At 70.1% G+C, this 16,856-nt stretch carries 17 protein-coding genes; 10 read left to right on the forward strand and 7 right to left on the reverse strand.

Annotated elements, in window-relative coordinates; genetic code table 11:
* Window positions 1-31 precede the first annotated feature (31 nt).
* Genes hda through AC1IQ6_RS23390 form a run of 4 tightly spaced genes read left to right on the forward strand, consistent with a single transcriptional unit; the run spans window position 32 to window position 3,274 of the window.
* Window positions 32-733 carry a DnaA regulatory inactivator Hda gene (gene hda, locus AC1IQ6_RS23375; protein ID WP_102775500.1) on the forward strand — a complete coding sequence of 234 codons (702 nt, stop codon included), beginning with the start codon at window positions 32-34 and terminating at the stop codon, window positions 731-733.
* Window positions 730-1,428, forward strand: coding sequence for an HAD family hydrolase (locus AC1IQ6_RS23380; RefSeq protein ID WP_102775499.1), 699 nt, complete (start codon window positions 730-732; stop codon window positions 1,426-1,428). The genes hda and AC1IQ6_RS23380 overlap by 4 nt, the downstream gene beginning before the upstream one ends.
* On the forward strand, window positions 1,429-2,787 hold the full coding sequence (gene pcnB, locus AC1IQ6_RS23385) for a polynucleotide adenylyltransferase PcnB (RefSeq protein ID WP_102775498.1): 1,359 nt from the start codon (window positions 1,429-1,431) through the stop codon (window positions 2,785-2,787).
* A gap of 1 nt (window position 2,788) precedes the next feature.
* Window positions 2,789-3,274: a 2-amino-4-hydroxy-6-hydroxymethyldihydropteridine diphosphokinase gene (locus AC1IQ6_RS23390; protein WP_111826405.1), complete on the forward strand. Its 486-nt coding sequence runs from the start codon at window positions 2,789-2,791 to the stop codon at window positions 3,272-3,274.
* A gap of 194 nt (window positions 3,275-3,468) precedes the next feature.
* Here the strand turns inward: AC1IQ6_RS23390 and AC1IQ6_RS23395 are convergent, their stop codons facing one another.
* The 4 genes from AC1IQ6_RS23395 to AC1IQ6_RS23410 are packed head-to-tail and all read right to left on the reverse strand — an operon-like array spanning window position 3,469 to window position 7,237.
* Window positions 3,469-4,365 (reverse strand): sugar kinase, encoded by an 897-nt coding sequence (locus tag AC1IQ6_RS23395; RefSeq protein WP_102775496.1) that lies wholly within the window; start codon window positions 4,363-4,365, stop codon window positions 3,469-3,471.
* 24 nt (window positions 4,366-4,389) lie between these two features.
* Entirely contained in the window at window positions 4,390-5,220 is an 831-nt protein-coding gene (locus tag AC1IQ6_RS23400; protein WP_111826404.1) for an HpcH/HpaI aldolase/citrate lyase family protein, read from the reverse strand.
* On the reverse strand, window positions 5,217-6,410 hold the full coding sequence (locus AC1IQ6_RS23405; RefSeq protein WP_485865375.1) for a CaiB/BaiF CoA transferase family protein: 1,194 nt from the start codon (window positions 6,408-6,410) through the stop codon (window positions 5,217-5,219). The genes AC1IQ6_RS23400 and AC1IQ6_RS23405 overlap by 4 nt, the downstream gene beginning before the upstream one ends.
* Window positions 6,407-7,237 carry an HTD2 family dehydratase gene (locus AC1IQ6_RS23410; RefSeq protein WP_111826402.1) on the reverse strand — a complete coding sequence of 277 codons (831 nt, stop codon included), beginning with the start codon at window positions 7,235-7,237 and terminating at the stop codon, window positions 6,407-6,409. Before AC1IQ6_RS23410 ends, AC1IQ6_RS23405 begins: the two co-directional genes overlap by 4 nt.
* Before the next feature lie 131 nt (window positions 7,238-7,368).
* On the opposite strand from AC1IQ6_RS23410, the gene AC1IQ6_RS23415 reads away from it, so the two are divergent.
* Window positions 7,369-8,262: a LysR family transcriptional regulator gene (locus AC1IQ6_RS23415; RefSeq protein WP_102775493.1), complete on the forward strand. Its 894-nt coding sequence runs from the start codon at window positions 7,369-7,371 to the stop codon at window positions 8,260-8,262.
* A 19-nt stretch (window positions 8,263-8,281) separates the two neighbouring features.
* On the opposite strand, the gene AC1IQ6_RS23420 is transcribed toward AC1IQ6_RS23415, so the two are convergent.
* Both AC1IQ6_RS23420 and AC1IQ6_RS23425 read right to left on the reverse strand, forming a co-directional pair.
* Window positions 8,282-9,394, reverse strand: a complete 1,113-nt coding sequence (locus AC1IQ6_RS23420; protein ID WP_485865376.1) for an acyl-CoA dehydrogenase family protein — start codon at window positions 9,392-9,394, stop codon at window positions 8,282-8,284.
* Window positions 9,395-9,407: 13 nt separating this feature from the next.
* Entirely contained in the window at window positions 9,408-10,598 is a 1,191-nt protein-coding gene (locus AC1IQ6_RS23425; protein WP_111826399.1) for an acyl-CoA dehydrogenase family protein, read from the reverse strand.
* A 201-nt stretch (window positions 10,599-10,799) separates the two neighbouring features.
* Here AC1IQ6_RS23425 and AC1IQ6_RS23430 point away from each other — a divergent pair, with 201 nt between their 5' ends.
* Genes AC1IQ6_RS23430 through AC1IQ6_RS23450 form a run of 5 tightly spaced genes read left to right on the forward strand, consistent with a single transcriptional unit; the run spans window position 10,800 to window position 15,948 of the window.
* Entirely contained in the window at window positions 10,800-11,216 is a 417-nt protein-coding gene (locus AC1IQ6_RS23430; RefSeq protein ID WP_102775647.1) for a Zn-ribbon domain-containing OB-fold protein, read from the forward strand.
* Window positions 11,213-12,385: a thiolase gene (locus tag AC1IQ6_RS23435; RefSeq protein ID WP_479730499.1), complete on the forward strand. Its 1,173-nt coding sequence runs from the start codon at window positions 11,213-11,215 to the stop codon at window positions 12,383-12,385. Before AC1IQ6_RS23430 ends, AC1IQ6_RS23435 begins: the two co-directional genes overlap by 4 nt.
* 17 nt (window positions 12,386-12,402) lie before the next feature.
* On the forward strand, window positions 12,403-13,923 hold the full coding sequence (locus AC1IQ6_RS23440; RefSeq protein ID WP_485865377.1) for a class I adenylate-forming enzyme family protein: 1,521 nt from the start codon (window positions 12,403-12,405) through the stop codon (window positions 13,921-13,923).
* A gap of 54 nt (window positions 13,924-13,977) precedes the next feature.
* Window positions 13,978-14,955, forward strand: a complete 978-nt coding sequence (locus AC1IQ6_RS23445; RefSeq protein ID WP_209166240.1) for a tripartite tricarboxylate transporter substrate binding protein — start codon at window positions 13,978-13,980, stop codon at window positions 14,953-14,955.
* Window positions 14,956-15,948, forward strand: a complete 993-nt coding sequence (locus AC1IQ6_RS23450; protein ID WP_102775487.1) for an NAD(P)H-dependent flavin oxidoreductase — start codon at window positions 14,956-14,958, stop codon at window positions 15,946-15,948.
* Here the strand turns inward: AC1IQ6_RS23450 and AC1IQ6_RS23455 are convergent.
* Window positions 15,914-16,810, reverse strand: coding sequence for a LysR family transcriptional regulator (locus tag AC1IQ6_RS23455; protein WP_102775486.1), 897 nt, complete (start codon window positions 16,808-16,810; stop codon window positions 15,914-15,916). The genes AC1IQ6_RS23450 and AC1IQ6_RS23455 overlap by 35 nt on opposite strands.
* Window positions 16,811-16,856 lie beyond the last annotated feature (46 nt).

Genomic DNA, 16,856 nt, shown 5'->3' on the forward strand with positions numbered 1-16,856 from the left:
GCTTTCGCAAAAGCCTGATTGATAAGCTCTCATGAACCGCCAGCTGCTGCTCGACGTTCTTCCCGCGCCAGCGCCATCGCTGAACAACTATATTGCCGGCCCCAACGGCGAAGCGCTCGCCGCCGTGCGCGCGCTCGCGCCCGGCCGCGCCCTGTACATCTGGGGCGCCGCGGGCTGCGGCCGCAGCCACCTGCTGCGCGCCCTGACCGCGCGCCGCGACGCCGTCTACATCGACGCCCCCACCGGCGAAAACATGCTGCGCCGCCTGGCCGAGGCCGATTCCAAGTCGCCCATGCCCAAGTTCGTGGCCGTCGACGACGTGCACCGCATGGACGACAGCCGCCAGGCGGCGCTGTTCGCGCTGTACAACCGCTGGCGCGAATCCGCGGCCACCGGCCGCGCCTTCGCGCTGGCGCTGGCCGGCGACCGCGCTCCGCTGTCCATGCCGCTGCGCGAGGACCTGCGCACGCGCCTGGGCTGGGACCTGGTCTTCCGCCTCGATCCGCTTTCCGACGCCGACAAGCTGGCGGCCCTGTCGGCCAAGGCCGCCGAGCGCGGCATGCAGCTGGCGCCGGAAATCATCAACTGGATGCTCACGCACCACGAACGCGACATCCGCAAGCTGACGGCGCTGCTCGACGCGCTGGACCGCTATTCCCTGGCCACCGGCCGTCCCATCACCCTGCCCCTGCTGCGCGCCATGCTCGCAGACCCTGATTCGCAACCCAAATGACCTCCCGACGTCTCGCCCTGTTCGACCTGGATCACACCCTGTTGCCGCTCGACAGCGACTATCAATGGGCCGACTATCTGGCACGCACGGGCCGCGCGGGCGATCCCGACGCCGCCCGCCGCCGCAACGACGACCTGATGGACCGCTACAACCGCGGCGAACTCACCGCCGAACAGGCCGCCGAGTTCATGCTCGGGTTGCTGGCCGCGCACGCGCCCTACGACCTGGCCGCCTGGCACGAGTCCTTCATGAACGAGGTGATCCGCCCGTCCATGACGCCGGCGGCGCGCGAGCTGGTGCAATCGCACCTGGAAGCCGGCGACCTGTGCGCGGTCGTCACCGCCACCAACAGCTTCGTCACCGCGCCCATCGCGCGCGCCTTCGGCGTGCCCCACCTGGTGGCCACCGACGCGGAATACCTGCACGGGCGCTACACCGGCCGCATCCTCGGCATCCCCAGTTTCAAGGAAGGCAAGGTCCTGCGCGTCAACCACTGGCTGGCCGGCATGGACCTGGGACTTGCGGATTTCTCCGAATCGTTCTTCTATAGCGATTCGGTAAACGATGTTCCGCTGCTCGAGAAAGTCACCCGTCCGATCGCCGCCAATCCCAGCCCCACCCTGCGCAAGATCGCGCAGGAACGCGGCTGGCAAGTGATCGACTTGTTCGACCACATGGAAGATGCGAAGTCCTAAATGATCACAGAAACCATAAAAAAATTCGTCGGCCGACTGTTCGCGCCGGCTCCCCGGGGACCCCAGCGCATCGCACGCGACAAGCACGGCATCGACCGCCGCAACGTGTCGCGTCACGCCATCAAGGTCTGCGAGGTCCTGCGCCAGCACGGCTATGAGGCCTATATCGTCGGCGGCGCCGTGCGCGATCTGATCGTGGGCCTGGAACCCAAGGACTTCGACGTCGCCACCAACGCCACGCCCGAGCAGATCCGGCCGCTGTTTCGCCGCGCCCGCATCATCGGCCGCCGCTTCCAGCTGGTGCACGTGGTGTTCGGCCAGGAGATCATCGAGACCTCCACCTTCCGCGCGCCCGCCTCGGAAGACCAGGAGACCGACGAGCACGGCCGCATCCTGCGCGACAACGTGTTCGGCACCCAGGAAGAAGACGCCAAGCGCCGCGACTTCACCATGAACGCGCTGTACTACGACCCGCATACCGAGGAAGTCATCGACTACCACAACGGCGTGGCCGACCTGAAGAAGCGCCAGATCCGCATCATCGGCGATCCGGCCCGGCGCTACCGCGAAGACCCGGTGCGCATGCTGCGCGCGGTGCGCTTCGCCGCCAAGCTCAACGGCTCCATCGACCCGGCCACGCGCGAACCCATCGGCACGATGGCCGACCTGATCGAGAACGTGCCGGCCTCGCGCCTGTTCGACGAAATGCTCAAGCTGCTGACCTGCGGCCATGCCATGGACTGCCTGCGCCAGCTGCGCGCCGACGGCCTGCACAAAGGCCTGCTGCCGCTGCTGGACGTGGTGCTGGAGCAGCCCGGCGGCGAGCATTTCGTGGAACTGGCGCTGGAACGCACCGACGCGCGCGTGCGCGCGGGCAAGACCATCAGCCCCAGCTTCCTGTTCGCCGCGCTGCTGTGGCAGCAGGTGGACGTGCGCTGGAAGCAGCTGCGCGCCCAGGGCGAGCACACCATACCGGCGCTGTCGCAGGCGGCCGACTCGGTGCTCGACGAACAGACCGAGAAGCTCGCGATCCAGCGCCGCTTTTCCTCGGACATGCGCGAGATCTGGTTCATGCAGCCGCGCTTCGAGCGCCGCATGGGCAAGAGCATTTTCCGCATGATCGAGCAGCCGCGCTTCCGCGCGGCCTGCGACTTCCTGCAGCTGCGCGCCGCCGCCGGCGAGTTCGACAGCGTGCTGGCGCAATGGTGGATGGACCTGGCCAACGCCGACGACGTGGCCCGCGCCGAAATGATCGAAGAAGTCGCGCGCCAGCCGCGCGACGCCGGCGACGCCCCGGCCCCGCGCAAGCGCCGCCGCCCGCGCCGTTCCGGCCCGCGCAGCGCGCCCAGCGCCGGCTGACATGGCGACCGCCCCCGCGCGCGCCTACGTCGGCCTGGGCGCCAACCTGGGCGACGGCGCGGCCACGCTGCGCCAGGTGCTGGCCGAGCTGCGCGACACCGAAGGCGTGCTGGCGGTGACGGCTTCGCCGTTCTACCGCAGCGCGCCGGTGGAAGCGACCGGCCCGGACTTCGTCAACGCGGTCGCGGCGCTGGACACGCGCCTGGCCCCGCTGGCGCTGCTGGATGCGCTGCAGGCGCTGGAAAACCGCCACGGCCGCCAGCGCCCCTACAAGAACGCGCCGCGCACGCTGGACCTGGACCTGCTGCTGTACGGCGACACCGCCATGGCGCACGAGCGCCTGTCCCTGCCCCATCCCCGCATGCACCAGCGCGCCTTCGTGCTGCTGCCGCTGCGCGACCTGGCCCCCGACCTGACGCTGCAAGGCAGGCGCCTGGACGACTGGCTCGGCGAAATCCACGACCAGGCGATAGCGCGGGTTGCGTAGGATGGGTGCAGCGCGAGAATCCTTAAGCAAGAACGCATATCTCAACCGCGCGTAACCCATCAGGCGGCGCAAGCCGCCGATTTTCGTGGCAAGAGGCCAGTTCTTTTCACCAGGAGAATGCCGGCTTGCGCCGGCCGATGGGTTACGCGCGCTCGAGACTTGAGTTCTTATTCAGACAATCGCGCGCTACACCCTCACGCCTTCGGCGCAAAACGCATCATCGCCCGCTCCACGTCCTCGACCCGCGGCAGGCCCGCCTCGTTGCCCAGGTGCTGGATCTTGTGGGCGGACGCGGCGCGCGCGAAGGTGAAGTGTTCCGCCCAGGGCTGTTCGGGCCGGTTCAGATAGGACCAGACATAGGCGCCGTGGAACACGTCGCCCGCTCCCGAGGTGTCGACGATGCGCGCGGCGGGCACGTCCAGCGACGGTAGCGTGGCCACCGTGCCGCTCTCGTCGTACCAGAGCATGCCGCGTTCGCCCATCGTCACGGCGCCGATGCGGCAGCCGCGCGCCTTGAGCAGGTCCAGCATTTCCTGCGGCGACAGGCCGAGCTGTTCGCACATGCGCTCGGCGCAGACCGCCACGTCGATGTAGCGCAGCAGTTCATCGGTGTTCTCGCGCACGCCGCCGCCGTCCAGCGAGGTCAGCACGCCCGCCTCGCGGCAGGCGCGCGCGTAGTGCAGCGCGGCATCGGGCTGGTGGCCGTCCAGGTGCAGGGCGCGGTAGCCGCCGATGTCCAGGCGCGGAAAATCGTTCAGGTATTCCGTGTCGCGGGCGCGCACGATGGCCCGCTTGCCGCCGTTGGGCATGATGAACGACAGCGACGAGCGCCGCACCTGGCGCGCGTGCACCGACACGCCATGCGCCGCCGCCATGTCGCTGTACATGTGGCCCAGCCAGTCGGGCGCCAGCGTGCAGATCAGGTCGGGCGGCATGCCCAGGCGCGCGCAGGCGAACGCGGCCGTGACGGCGTTGCCGCCGAAGGACACGGCGTAGTCGCGCGCCACGCTCTTCTCGTCGCCGCTGGGCCAATGGTCGGCCAGCACGGTGACGTCGATGTAGGTATGTCCGATGAAGAGCGCTTCTCGCATGGGGCCGCCGGAAAGAGCTGCCGGCTAGGCGCCGGATTCCCCCGCCTGCGCCAGCACCACCCGGGCGCGCGCGACGACGGGGGCGTCGACCATCCTGCCGTCCAGCATGAAGGTGCCGGCCGCGGTATCGCGGTGCGCGGCGACGACGCGGCGCGCCCAGTCCAGCTCATCGGGCGCCGGCACGAAGGCCGCATGAATGATGCCGACCTGCGTCGGATGAATGCACAGCATGCCGCCGAACCCCATCTGCTGTGCGCGGCCGGCGGCCTGGGCCAGCCCGGCCTGGTCCTGCACGCCGGGGAACACGCCGTCCAGCGCCGGCGCCAGGCCGGCGGCGCGGGTGTGCAGCAGCACCTGCACGCGCGCCTGGTCCAGCACCGCCGCGGCGCCCGGCGTGTCGGGCGCCAGCCCCAGGTCCAGCCCGTAGTCCAGGCTGCCGAAGGCCAGCCGCGCCACGCCGGGCGTGGCCGCGACCTCGGCGGCGTTGAGTATGCCCTGGGCGGTTTCCAGCAGCGGGATCACCGGCAGCCCGGTCTGGGCCACGTGGCGCACCTGCGCCAGGCTTTCGGCCTTGGGCAGCAGGATGCCGGCCACGCCGGCCTTGCCCCGGCAGGCCTTGAGATCGTCGTCGTGCCAGGGCGTGGAGGCGTCGTTGATCCGCACCCACAGCCGCACGCCCGGATGCGTGCCCAGGAAATCGCACAGCGCTTCGCGGGCCGCGTCCTTGGCCAGGTGCTCGACCGCGTCTTCCAGGTCGACGATGACGGTATCGGCGCCTGCGGCCAGCGCCTTGGGAATGCGCTCGGCCCGCGAGGCGGGCACGAACAGCGCGCTACGGACGACAGGATGGGTCACACGACCTCCGAGGCATGGAATTGCGCCACTTGTTCGGGCGCGTATCCCAAGGATGCTAGCACCGCATCCGTGTTTTGGCCTACCGCCGGCACGGCGTCCATGCGCGGCGCGAACGCGCTGCTGCTGGCCGGCGGCAGCAGCGCCGGCAGCTCGCCGGCCGGGCTGTCGACGCGGCTCCAGCGCGCGCGCGCCTGCAACTGCGGATGGGCCCAGACGCCGGCCATGTCGTTGACGCGGGCGTTGGCGATCTGCGCGTCCTCCAGCCGCTGGGTCACCTGCTCGATGGACAGGTCGGCGAAGGCCGCCACGATCAGCGCGCGCAGGTCCGCGCGGTTCGCGGTGCGCAGCGAATTCGAGGTAAAGCGCGGGTCTTCCGCCAATTCGGCCTGGCGCAGCACCTGGGCGCAGAACACGCGCCATTCGCGGTCGTTCTGCACGCCCAGCATGATGGTGGCGCCGCCGCCCACCGGGAACGGCCCGTAGGGATAGATCGAGGCGTGCGAGGCGCCGGCGCGCACCGGCGGCGAGCCGCCCTCGAATGCGTAGTACATCGGGAAGCCCATCCACTCGACCATGCTCTCCAGCATGGACACGTCCAGGCGGCTGCCCAGGCCGGTCTTCTGGCGCAGCAGCAGCGCATTCAGGATGGCCGAATAGGCATACATGCCGGCGGCGATGTCGGCGATGGAGCTGCCCGCCTTGACCGGATCTTCCTGGGTGCCGGTCACCGACAGGAAACCGCTTTCGCTCTGGATCAGCAGGTCGTAGGCCTTCTTGTCCTGGTAGGGGCCGCCCTCGCCGTAGCCGGAGATGTCGCAGACGATCAGGCGCGGATACTTCCGGTGCAGGGTTTCGAACGACAGCCCCAGGCGCGCGGCCGCGCCGGGCGCGAGGTTCTGCACCAGCACGTCGGCCGAGGCCAGCAGGCGCTCCATGATGCCGCCGGCTTCCTCGCGCTTGAGATCCAGCGTCAGGCTTTCCTTGGAGCGGTTGGTCCAGACGAAGTGCGAGGACAGGCCGCGCACGCGTTCGTCGTAGCCGCGCGCGAAGTCGCCGCTGCCGGGGCGCTCGATCTTGATCACGCGCGCGCCCATGTCCGCCAGCTGGCGGGTGCAGAAAGGCGCGGCGATGGCGTGTTCCAGGCTGACGACGGTGATGCCGTCCAGCGGACGGGGAGCCTGATTGCTCATTCGGAAAACCTCAGTTCGGCTTGGTGGGCCAGGGTGCCGTCCTGCTCGGCCCAGAGCTGGGCCACGCCCGGCTCGGTCAAGCGGCCGGCCGCCTGGAAGGGCCTGGGCGCGATCAGCGGGCGCAGGCCGCGGTACGAAAGATGGGTCAAGCGCGCCTTGGGATGGGCGCGCACGAAGGCCGCGACCATTTCCGTGGCGATGAGCGGGCCGTGCACGACCAGGCCCGGATAGCCTTCCGTGCCGGTCACGTAGGGATGGTCGTAATGGATGCGGTGGCCGTTGAAGGTCACCGCCGAATAGCGGAACAGCAGCACCGAGGACGGCTCGACCGTGTCGCGCCATTGCGCCTCGGGCGCCGGCTCGCTGCCCGCCAGCTTGGGCGGCGTGGGCTGGCGGTAGACGATGTCCTGCTCTTCGTGGATGGCGATCTCGCCGGCCTGGTGGTAGTCGTGGCTCACCGTCACGAACAGCAGCGCGCCGGTGCGGCCGGTCTTTTCCTTGACGTCGATGACGCGCGACACGCGCTCGGCCGGCACGCCGACCTTCAGCGGCTGGCGGAATTCCACGCGCCCGCCGGCCCACATGCGGTTGCGGTCGTGGGCCGGCGGCAGAAAGCCGCCGCGCGCCGGATGTCCATCCGTCCCCAATCCGTCCATGCCTACCGTGCTGATGAAGAACGCCCATTGCCACAGCGGCGGCAAGGCCTCGCCCTGGCCCGGCGCGGGCGCGCCCAGGGTGGCCGCGATGCGCGCGGCGTGGCCGGGGTCCATGGCGTCCGCCATGCGTTCGCCGCTGCCGATCCAGGCGGTCGGATCATTAGTCGTCATTCCCATGTCCTCTGGTGGGTTTTTTCACAGCCTGAAGCATGCCCGCAAGCCGTTCCCGTTGTGAATTCGTTTTTCCTCAAGGCGGGGTTTGCGGCGCCTGAATCGGCCCCGCCCGCCGTAATATATGGCCCATGCACTTCGACCTCGCCGACCTCCGCCTGTTCATCCACATCGCCGAATCCCCCAGCCTGACCCAGGCCGCCAAGCGGGCGCACCTGTCCCTGGCGGCGGTCAGCGTGCGGATCAAGGCGCTTGAAAACCAGCTGAACACGCGGCTGCTATACCGCGACAGCCGCGGCGTGGAGATCACGCCCGCCGGCCAGAAGCTGCTGCAGCACGCCCGGGTCATCATGCGCCAGGTCGACCACCTGAAGCACGACTTCCAGGAACAGGCCGACGGCGACGCGGGCCACATCCGCATCTTCGCCAATACCACGGCGGTCACCGAGTTCATGCCGGACATCCTGGCGCAATTCCTGTCGGTCCACCCCGGGGTTACGGTGGACCTGCAGGAACGGCTGACGCGCGACATCGTGCGCGGCGTGCTCGACGGCACCACCGACCTGGGCATCGTGGCCGGGCCGGTCGACGCGCCCGAACTGCAGACCATCCACTTCAGCACCGACCGGCTGGTGGTGGTGGTGCCCAACGGCCATCCCCTGCAGGATCAGGAAAGAATCAAGCTGGTCGACGCCGTGCGCTACCCGTTCGTGACCATGCACGAAGGCTCCACGCTGGTGGCGTTCCTGCGCGACCAGCTCGAACGGGTCGGGCAGCGCCTGCCGCAGCGCATCCAGCTCTACAGCTTCGATTCGATCTGCCGGATGGTGCAGGCGGGCGTGGGCATCGGCGTCATCCCCGATTCCGCCGCGCGCCGTTACGGCGCGGACATGAAGCTGCGCGTGCTGGAGCTGGACGAGCCCTGGGTCGTGCGCGAGCGCAAGCTGCTGGTGCGCGACATCGACGCCCTGCCCGGCTGCGCGCGCGAACTGATCGAGCAGATCCAGGCGCCGCGCGCGGCCTGAAGGCCGCGCCGGCGGCGCATCAGGCCAGCGCCTCCAGCACGGCCAGCTGTTCGGCGGTGTCGCCCAGCAGCTGGTCCACCATCGTCAGGCGCTTGAAGTAGTCGCCCACCTCCAGCTCGTCCGTCATGCCCATGCCGCCGTGCAGCTGCACCGCCATCTGCGCCACCTGGCGGCCGGCGCGCGCGGCCTCCAGCTTGGCCGAGGCGATCATGCGCCGGCGCTGCGCGGCGTCGGGCTCGGTCAGGGCCGCCACCGCCACGTAGGCCATGGACAGGGCCAGTTCCTTGGCCACCAGCATCTCGGCCAGGCGGTGCTGCAGGGCCTGGAACGAGGCCAGCGGCTGGCCGAACTGCTTGCGGGTCTTCAGGTAATCGACCGTGATCTCCAGCAGCCGCTCCATGGCGCCCGCCGCATGGGCGCACAAGGCCGCCGTGCCCCATTGCAGCGCCAGCGCCAGGGCCTGCTGCGCCGCCTCGCCGCGCGCCAGCAGGGCCTCGGACGGCACCCGCACGCCATCCATATCAAGCCGGGCGCAGCGCGCGCCGTCCAGCGTGGGCGTGTCCGTGACGCGCACCCCGCCGGCATCGGCCGGCGCCGCCAGCAGCAGCGGCGTTCCGTCGGCGGCGCGCGCGCTCACCAGCCAGGCCGAGGCGGCCGCGCCGTGCCAGACCAGGTGCTTGGCGCCGTCCAGCCGCCAGCCGTCGGCGGCCTCGACAGCGCGGCAGTCCTGCGGATCGGTGTCGTAGCGGCGGCCCGGCTCCTGGTAGGCCACGCTGACGATGGCCTCGCCCGCCGCGATCGGCGGCAGCCAGCGCGCCTGCGCCGCCTCGCCGCAGGCCGCGATCAGCGCCGCGCCCATGACGGCGCTGGGGATGACAGGTTCGGACACCAGCCCGCGCCCCAGCTCCAGGTGCACCGGCAGCAGGCTGGCCGGCACTTCGCCGAAGCCGCCGAAATCCTGGGAAATGTTCAGGCCCAGCACGCCCAGCTCGGCCAGCGCGCCCCAGGCCTGCGGATCCAGCGCGCCGGCGGCCTGCCGGGCGCGGCGCTGGGGAAAGGTCCATGCCTGGTCCACCAGGCGGCGCAGGCTGTCGGCCAGCATGCGCTGTTCTTCGGTATAGATGAAGTCCATGCGTCGCGTTCCTCTAGAGGCCCAGCACCTGGCGGGCGATGATGCCTTTCTGCACCTCGGTGGTGCCGCCGTAGATGGAAGTCTTGCGCATGTCGGCATAGCCCGCGCCCGCCGCCGCGGCCATCTCGGGACCGGGGCCGTGATATTCCGATTCGGCGATCATCCAGTCCGGGTCGTAGGGCCAGGCGTCCGGCCCCGCCACTTCCATTTGCAGCATGGCCAGGTCCTGCTGGATTTCGGAGCCGCGTATCTTCAGCACCGAGGCCTCCGGGCCGGGCGAGCCGTCGTTGCTGGAGGCGACCCGCAGCAGCAGCATCTCCAGCGCCATGATGTCCACCTCGATGCGCGAGATGCGGTCGCGCATGCGGCTGTCCGACAGCAGCGGACGTCCATGGGAGCGGGCGTTTTCCGCCATGCGCTTGAGCACGCCCAGTTCCCGGTGGCAGTGGCCCAGCCCGGCGATGCCGGTGCGCTCATGGCCCAGCAGGTATTTGGCGTAGGTCCAGCCCTGGTTCTCCTCGCCCACCAGGTTGGCCGCGGGCACGCGCACGTTCTCCAGCCACACTTCGTTGACGTCGTGGCCGCCGTCCAGCGTGCGGATCGGCCGCACGGTGACGCCCGGGGAGCCCATGTCCAGCAGCAGCATGGAAATGCCGCGCTGCGCGCGCGCCTCGGGATCGGTGCGCACCAGGCAGAACATCCAGTCCGCATACTGCGCCAGCGTGGTCCAGGTCTTCTGGCCGTTGACCACGTAATCGTCGCCGTCGCGCACGGCGCGCGTCTTCAGCGAGGCCAGGTCGGAGCCCGAACCCGGCTCCGAATAGCCCTGGCACCACCAGTCCTCGACTCGGGGGATGCGCGGCAGGAAGCGGGCCTGCAGCGCGGGGCTGCCGTACTTCATCAGCACCGGACCGATCATCGACAGCCCGAACGGCAGCAGGCGCGGCGCCCCCGCCTTGAAGCACTCCACCTCGAAAATCAGGCGCTGCAAGGCGTTCCAGCCGGTGCCGCCGTGTTCGACGGGCCAGCTCGGCGCGCCCCAGCCCTGGTCGGCCAGGATGTTGTGCCAGCGCACGTAATCGTCGCGTTCCAGCCGTTGGTGCCGCAGCACCTTGTCGCGGATGTCCGCCGGCAGCTTGGCCTCGGCGAAGGCGCGCACCTCCTCGCGGAATCGACGCTCTTGCGGCGTCCAGGTCAGGTTCATGGTCTACCTCCTTTGCCGCTATCTAGCCACGGCCCGGCCACGGCGGCAATCTGCCTGTGCCGAAGCCCGGCTTCGGGCGGGACGTAGGGCGGCGGACTCTACGGGCCGGCAAAAGCCCAGCTTCAGCAATGAAGAATGGCCCTGCGCCGCGCCTGTGCCGACACTATGGGCCTGTCCACACCAGAAGAGTCCCATCGCATCATGACCGTTGCCGATATCCCGGAAACCGCGCCCCAGGGCGCCGAGGCGCAATACCGCCAGGCGCTGGACCAGGGCCGCTTCCTCATCCAGCGCTGCGCCGGCTGCGAGCGCGCCGTGTTCTATCCCCGCATGATCTGCCCGCATTGCGGCGCGGGCGCGCTGGACTGGGTCGCGCCCGACGGGCGCGGCACCGTCTACGCCACCACCGTGGTGCGGCGCAAGCCCGAAGCCGGCGGCGACTACAACGTGGCCCTGGTGGACCTGCAGGAAGGCGTCCGGATGATGAGCCGGGTGGAGGGCGTGGCGCCCGAGGCCGTGCGGATCGGCATGGCGGTGCGCGCCCAGGTGGCGCAGCAGGACGGGCGCGGCCTGGTGGTGTTCGTACCCGCATCCACTGCCAATCGGGAGGCGCAATGACACTCGACGATCTGCGCGGCGCCGTGGCGGTGGCCGGCGTGGGCCACGCCGGCCTGGGACAGGCGAACGGCTTCACCGAAATGGAAATCCTGGTGCAGGCCGCGCAGCGCGCGGTGGCCGACGCCGGGCTCTCGATGCGCGACATCGACGGCATCTGCACCGCCAGCGTGGCCGCGCCGATGTGGGCCATGCCCGTCATCGAGCACCTGGGCATCCGGCCCAGCTTCATCGACAGCACCATGCTGGGCGGCTCCAGCTTCGTCGCGCACCTGCTGCCGGCGCTGCACGCGCTGGCCTCGGGCCAGTGCAACGCGGTGCTGGTCTGCTACGGCAGCACCCAGCGCACGTCCACGCTGAGCCGCGCCGAGATCGGCCGGGTCCGCAAGCAGTTCGACCCGCAGCCCTACGAGACGCCCTACGACCCGCTCAGCCCGCTGTCTTCCTATGCGCTGGCCGCCTCGCGCCACATGCACCAGTACGGCACGCGCCGCGAGCACCTGGCGCAGGTGGCGCTGGCGGCCAACCAATGGGCGCAGCTGAATCCGGAGGCGCAGCTGCGCGAGCCGGCCACGCTGGAGCAGATCCTGGCCGCGCGCATGGTGTCCGACCCCTTGAGCGTGCGCGACTGCTGCCTGGTGACCGACGGCGCCGGCGCCTACGTGCTGGTGCGCGCCGACCGCGCGCGCGACCTGCCGCGCCCGCCGGTCTACGTGCTGGGCAACGCCACGGCGGTCTGGAACCGCCAGATCTCGTCCATGGAGGACCTGACGGTCACGGCCGCCACCGAATCGGGCCGGCGCGCCTTCGAGATGGCGCGGCTTGCGCCGGCCGACATCGACGTGGTCGAGCTCTACGACGCCTTCACCATCAACACCCTGCTGTTCCTGGAAGACCTGGGCTTCTGCGCCAAGGGGGAAAGCAAGGACTTCATCGCCGACGGCGCCATCGCCCCGGGCGGGCGGCTGCCGGTGAACACCAACGGCGGCGGGCTGTGCTGCGTGCATCCCGGCATGTACGGCGTGTTCATCATGATCGAGGCGGTGCGGCAGCTGCGCGGCGAATGCGGCGCGCGCCAGGTCGGCGGCGCGCAGCTGGCGCTGGTGCATGGCAACGGCGGCACGCTGTCGAGCCAGTCCACCGCCATCCTCGGCACCCAGGCCACGCTTTGAACGAAACGATACGTCCCATGCCGCAGACTTCTCCCCGCACCCGCATCCACCAATTGCTGGCGCAGCAGGCGAGCCGCCAGCCCGACGCCGTCCTGCTGTACGAGGAAGGCGGAGGCATCCTGAGCTACGCGCAATGCTGGCGGCGCGTGCAGGACGTCGCCGCCTGGCTGGCGCGCGAGGGCGTGCGGCCCGGCCACCGCGTCATGGTCGTGGGCGAAAACTGCAGCGCCATGATCGCGGCCCTGTTCGGCTGCAGCCTGGCCGGCGCCTGGCCGGTGGGCGTGAACGCCCGGCTGTCGGCGCGCGAGATCGACGCCATCGGCCGGCACGCGCAGCCGGAACTGACGCTCTACACCAGCGGCATCTCCCCCGCCGCGCGCGACCATGCCGACGCCGCTGGCGCCGATCAGGCCGATCCTGAAGTCTGGGGCCCCGGCATCCGGGCGCGGCGGGCCGCCGCGCCCACCGAGCCGGAGACGGGCGAGCAGGCCGAGGCCGTGGCCACCCTGATCTACACGTCCGGCACCACCGGCGCACCCAAGGGCGTCATGGTGCCGCACCGGGGCCTGCTGCACTTCGCCCGGGTGTCGGCGGCCTCGCGCCGCCTGAGTCCGCAGGACATCGGCTACGCGGCGCTGCCCATGTCGCATATCTTCGGCATCGCCACGGTGCTGATGGCCACCGTGCAGGCCGGCGCCAGCCTGGTGCTGCGCAGCCGCTTCGATCCCGAGGACGCGTTCCGCGCGCTCGCCACCCCGGGCATCAGCATCCTGCAGGGCGTGCCCACCATGTTCAGCCGCATGCTGGCCGCGGCCCCACCCAAGGCCGCGCTGCGCGCGCCCGCGCTGCGCTACGTGTACACCGGCGGCGCGGCGCTGGACCCGACCCAGAAGCGCGACGTGGAACGCTATTTCGGCGTGCCCATGCACCACGGCTACGGCATCACCGAGTACGCCGGCTCCATGTTCATCACGCCGATCGACGCGCCGCGCGCCGACTGCTCCGCCGGCTACGCCGTCGACGGCGTGGAGCTGCGCATCGGCACGCCCGACAGCGGCGCGCCCCAGCCCGGCGAACGCGGCGACATCCTGATCCGCGGCCCCGGCGTGATGCTGGGCTACTACCGCAACCCGGCGCAGACGGCCCAGGCGCTGCTGCCCGGCGGCTGGCTGCATACCGGCGACATCGGCTATGTGGACGCCGACGGCGCGCTGTTCATCTCCGGGCGCTCCAAGGACCTGATCATCCGCTCCGGCTTCAACGTCTATCCGCTGGAAGTCGAGTCCGTGATCAACGCCTTTCCCGGCGTGCGCCTATCCGCCGTGGTGGGCCGCGCCACTGCCGACCACAACGAGGAAGTCATCGCCTTCGTCGAACCGCTGCCGGGCGCGACGCTCGACCTGCGGCTGCTGGCGCTGCACCTGCAGAACCAGCTGGCGCCGTACAAGCGGCCGGCGCAGATCATTCCGATCGACACGATTCCCACCACAGTCAGCGGCAAGATCCTGAAGCAGCCGCTGAGAGAACGGCTGGCGTAAGGCGGGCGCTACGCCACGCGGCACGACCGGCCACGCACACAAGGAGACATGAGCATGCGCATCAAGACCTTGTTCGCCGCGGCCGCCGCCGCGGCGACGATCGCCACCGGCCAGGCGGCCTGGGCCCAGTCCGCCTATCCCGACCGCCCTATCCGCCTGCTGGTGGGCTATTCCCCCGGCGGCCCCGTCGACACCACGGCGCGCGTGTTCGCCAAGTACCTGGGCGACAAGCTGGGCCAGCCCGTGGTGGTGGAGAACCGCGCCGGCGCCAGCGGCATGATCGCCTCGGACGCGACCGCCAAGGCGGCGCCGGACGGCTACATGCTGGGCTTCGCCGCCAGCCCCACGCTCACCATGTCGCCGCTGGTCCAGCGCAGCACGCTGTTCGACCCGCGCAAGGACTTCACGCTGATCGGTCTGGTGGTGGACTACGCCAACGTGCTGCTGATCGGCCCGCAGATCCCGGCCAAAAACGTGGGCGAACTGGTGAGCTATGCGCGCTCGCATCCGGACGCGGTCTCGTTCGGGTCGGCCGGCATCGGCGCCTCCAACCACCTGTCGGCCGAGCTGCTGAAATCGCAGGCCCAGGCGCCGATGCTGCACGTGCCCTATCGCGGCAATTCGCCCGCCATGATGGATGTGGTCAGCGGCAAGGTGACCTTCATGTTCGACATCACCAGCACCGCCATTCCGTTCATCAAGAGCGGCAAGGCGCGCGCGCTGGCGGTCACCTCGCGCACGCGCAACCCCGAGCTGCCGGACGTGCCCACGATGATGGAGGCCGGCATGAAGGACTACGAAGTGGTCGGCTGGTACGCGCTGGTCGGGCCGCGGAAACTGCCCGAGGCCGTATCCGGGCGGCTGACGCGCGCGCTGGCCGAGGTATCCGCCGATCCCGCGTTCCGCCAGGCCATGACCGACGGCGGCTACACCATCAACAACGGCGATTCCAAGGCATTGCAGGCTCGCATCGACCGCGAGTACGCCTTGTGGTCCGACGTGATCAAGACCGCCAACATTCAAGCAAACTAGATGACGAATCCCTCCTCGCTGCATGCCCAAACCCGTTTGCCGGTCATCGGCGCGCCGATGTTCCTGGTCTCCGGCCCCGAGCTGGTGATCGCGCAATGCGCCGCCGGCATCGTCGGAACGTTTCCGTCGCTCAACGCCCGGCCCCAGGAACAGCTGCACGCCTGGATCAGCCGCATCGAGGACGGGCTGGCCGCGCGGCGCCGCGCGGACCCGTCGGCCAGGGTGGCGCCGTACGGCGTGAACCTGATCGTCCATCCCAGCAATGCGCGCTGGGAAGGCGATCTGGCGATCTGCGCCGAGCGCAGGGTGCCGCTGGTGATCACGTCGCTGCATCCGCCCGAGGCCGTGGTGCGCGCCATGCACGCGCACGGCGGGCTGGTGTTCCACGACGTGACCACGGTGCGCCATGCCAAGCGCGCGCTGGCCGCCGGCGTGGACGGCCTGATCCTGGTGGCCGCCGGCGCCGGCGGCCATGCCGGCCAGGTCAACCCGATCGCGCTGGTCAACGAGATCCGCGCCTTCTACGACGGCCCGCTGGCGCTGTCGGGCTGCATCAGCCACGGCAAGGACATCCTGGCCGCGCAGGTGATGGGCTGCGATTTCGCCTACATGGGAACGCGCTTCATCGCCACGCAGGAATCGCTGGCCGGCGACGCCTACCGCGAGATGGTGCTGCAGGCGCAGGCCGCCGACGTGGTCTACACGCCGTATTTTTCCGGAGTGCCGGCGAACTACCTGGCGGCCAGCATCCGGGCCACGGGTCTGGACCCGGCCGCGCTGGCGGGGGTAGGCACGGACCGCGAGCCGAACCTGGACAAGAGCTCACGGCCCAAGGCCTGGAAGGACGTGTGGAGCGCGGGCCAGGGAGTCGGCGCGGCGCAGGAGATTCTGCCGGTGGAGACGCTGGTGGATCAGCTGGCGGCGGAGTACCGGGAGGCCTTGCTGCGGGTTGGCGCGCCTACGCCTGCGCCGCCCGCTGCAGATGCTCGATGAAGCGCTCCGCGAAACTGGGCAGGTCGCGGCCGCGCTGGCGGCATAGCAGGCGGTCGCGCAGCGCCCAGGGGTCCTCCAGCCGGAGCACGTGCAGCGCGTCCGCGCGGCTGTAGCGCGCGACGCAGGCGCGCGGCACCACGGCGATGCCGGCGCCGGCTTCGACCATGCGGCACACCGCCTCGAAGCTGCCCACGTGCACGCGCTGGCACAGGCGTTTGCCCAGGCCGCTGGCGATGTCTTCGAGAAAGCTCTGGATGGCGCTGTTGGGATGGATGCCGACGAACTGGTAGTTGTCCACCAGGTCCACGAAATGCGCCGACGCCTGCGCGGCCAGCGGATGGTCCAGCGCCGTCACCACGGTGAGCTCGTCGCGGAACAGCGGCGTGACGTCCAGCCCTTCGACGTCGATATTGCCGGCCACCAGGCCCAGGTCGCCGGCGCCCGCGCGGATCGCGATGACGATGTCGCCCGAGATCTTCTCTTCCAGCTCCACGTCCACGTCCGGGTTCTCGGCCAGGAACGTGGAGAGCGCGTCGGCCAGGAAGGAATTGGTGGCGGTGGTGTTGGCCAGCAGGCGCAGACGCCCTTTGAGGCCGCTTGCGTAGGGCTGCAGGTCGGCGTTCAGGCATTCGAGCTGGCGGAAGATGGCGTTGGCGTGCTTGAGCAGCACTTCGCCGGCCGGGGTCAGCGCCACGCCCGTGGCCATGCGCACCAGCAGCCGGGCCTTGAAGGCTTCTTCCATGTTCTTGACCCGGGCGCTGGCGGCGGGCAGGGACAGGAAGGTGCGCTCGGCCGCGCGGGTCAGGTTGAGGGTCTCGCCTACGTTCAGAAACAAACGCAGGTCGGTCAGGTCATGTCTCATGTTCCACCACGCAGAAGGGGGGCATTTCTAATTTTGAATTCTGCGA

It is taken from the genome of Achromobacter sp. MUI-25009338 (assembly GCF_057359325.1).

Excerpts from the sequence above, each read along its gene's own strand:
- hda (WP_102775500.1), top strand. The coding sequence starts at position 32 with ATGAACCGCCAGCTGCTGCTCGACGTTCTTCCCGCGCCAGCGCCATCG.
- AC1IQ6_RS23380 (WP_102775499.1), top strand. The coding sequence starts at position 730 with ATGACCTCCCGACGTCTCGCCCTGTTCGACCTGGATCACACCCTGTTG.
- pcnB (WP_102775498.1), top strand. The coding sequence starts at position 1,429 with ATGATCACAGAAACCATAAAAAAATTCGTCGGCCGACTGTTCGCGCCG.
- AC1IQ6_RS23390 (WP_111826405.1), top strand. The coding sequence starts at position 2,789 with ATGGCGACCGCCCCCGCGCGCGCCTACGTCGGCCTGGGCGCCAACCTG.
- AC1IQ6_RS23395 (WP_102775496.1), bottom strand. The coding sequence starts at position 4,365 with ATGCGAGAAGCGCTCTTCATCGGACATACCTACATCGACGTCACCGTG.
- AC1IQ6_RS23405 (WP_485865375.1), bottom strand. The coding sequence starts at position 6,410 with ATGAGCAATCAGGCTCCCCGTCCGCTGGACGGCATCACCGTCGTCAGC.
- AC1IQ6_RS23410 (WP_111826402.1), bottom strand. The coding sequence starts at position 7,237 with ATGACGACTAATGATCCGACCGCCTGGATCGGCAGCGGCGAACGCATG.
- AC1IQ6_RS23415 (WP_102775493.1), top strand. The coding sequence starts at position 7,369 with ATGCACTTCGACCTCGCCGACCTCCGCCTGTTCATCCACATCGCCGAA.
- AC1IQ6_RS23420 (WP_485865376.1), bottom strand. The coding sequence starts at position 9,394 with ATGGACTTCATCTATACCGAAGAACAGCGCATGCTGGCCGACAGCCTG.
- AC1IQ6_RS23425 (WP_111826399.1), bottom strand. The coding sequence starts at position 10,598 with ATGAACCTGACCTGGACGCCGCAAGAGCGTCGATTCCGCGAGGAGGTG.
- AC1IQ6_RS23430 (WP_102775647.1), top strand. The coding sequence starts at position 10,800 with ATGACCGTTGCCGATATCCCGGAAACCGCGCCCCAGGGCGCCGAGGCG.
- AC1IQ6_RS23435 (WP_479730499.1), top strand. The coding sequence starts at position 11,213 with ATGACACTCGACGATCTGCGCGGCGCCGTGGCGGTGGCCGGCGTGGGC.
- AC1IQ6_RS23440 (WP_485865377.1), top strand. The coding sequence starts at position 12,403 with ATGCCGCAGACTTCTCCCCGCACCCGCATCCACCAATTGCTGGCGCAG.
- AC1IQ6_RS23445 (WP_209166240.1), top strand. The coding sequence starts at position 13,978 with ATGCGCATCAAGACCTTGTTCGCCGCGGCCGCCGCCGCGGCGACGATC.
- AC1IQ6_RS23450 (WP_102775487.1), top strand. The coding sequence starts at position 14,956 with ATGACGAATCCCTCCTCGCTGCATGCCCAAACCCGTTTGCCGGTCATC.
- AC1IQ6_RS23455 (WP_102775486.1), bottom strand. The coding sequence starts at position 16,810 with ATGAGACATGACCTGACCGACCTGCGTTTGTTTCTGAACGTAGGCGAG.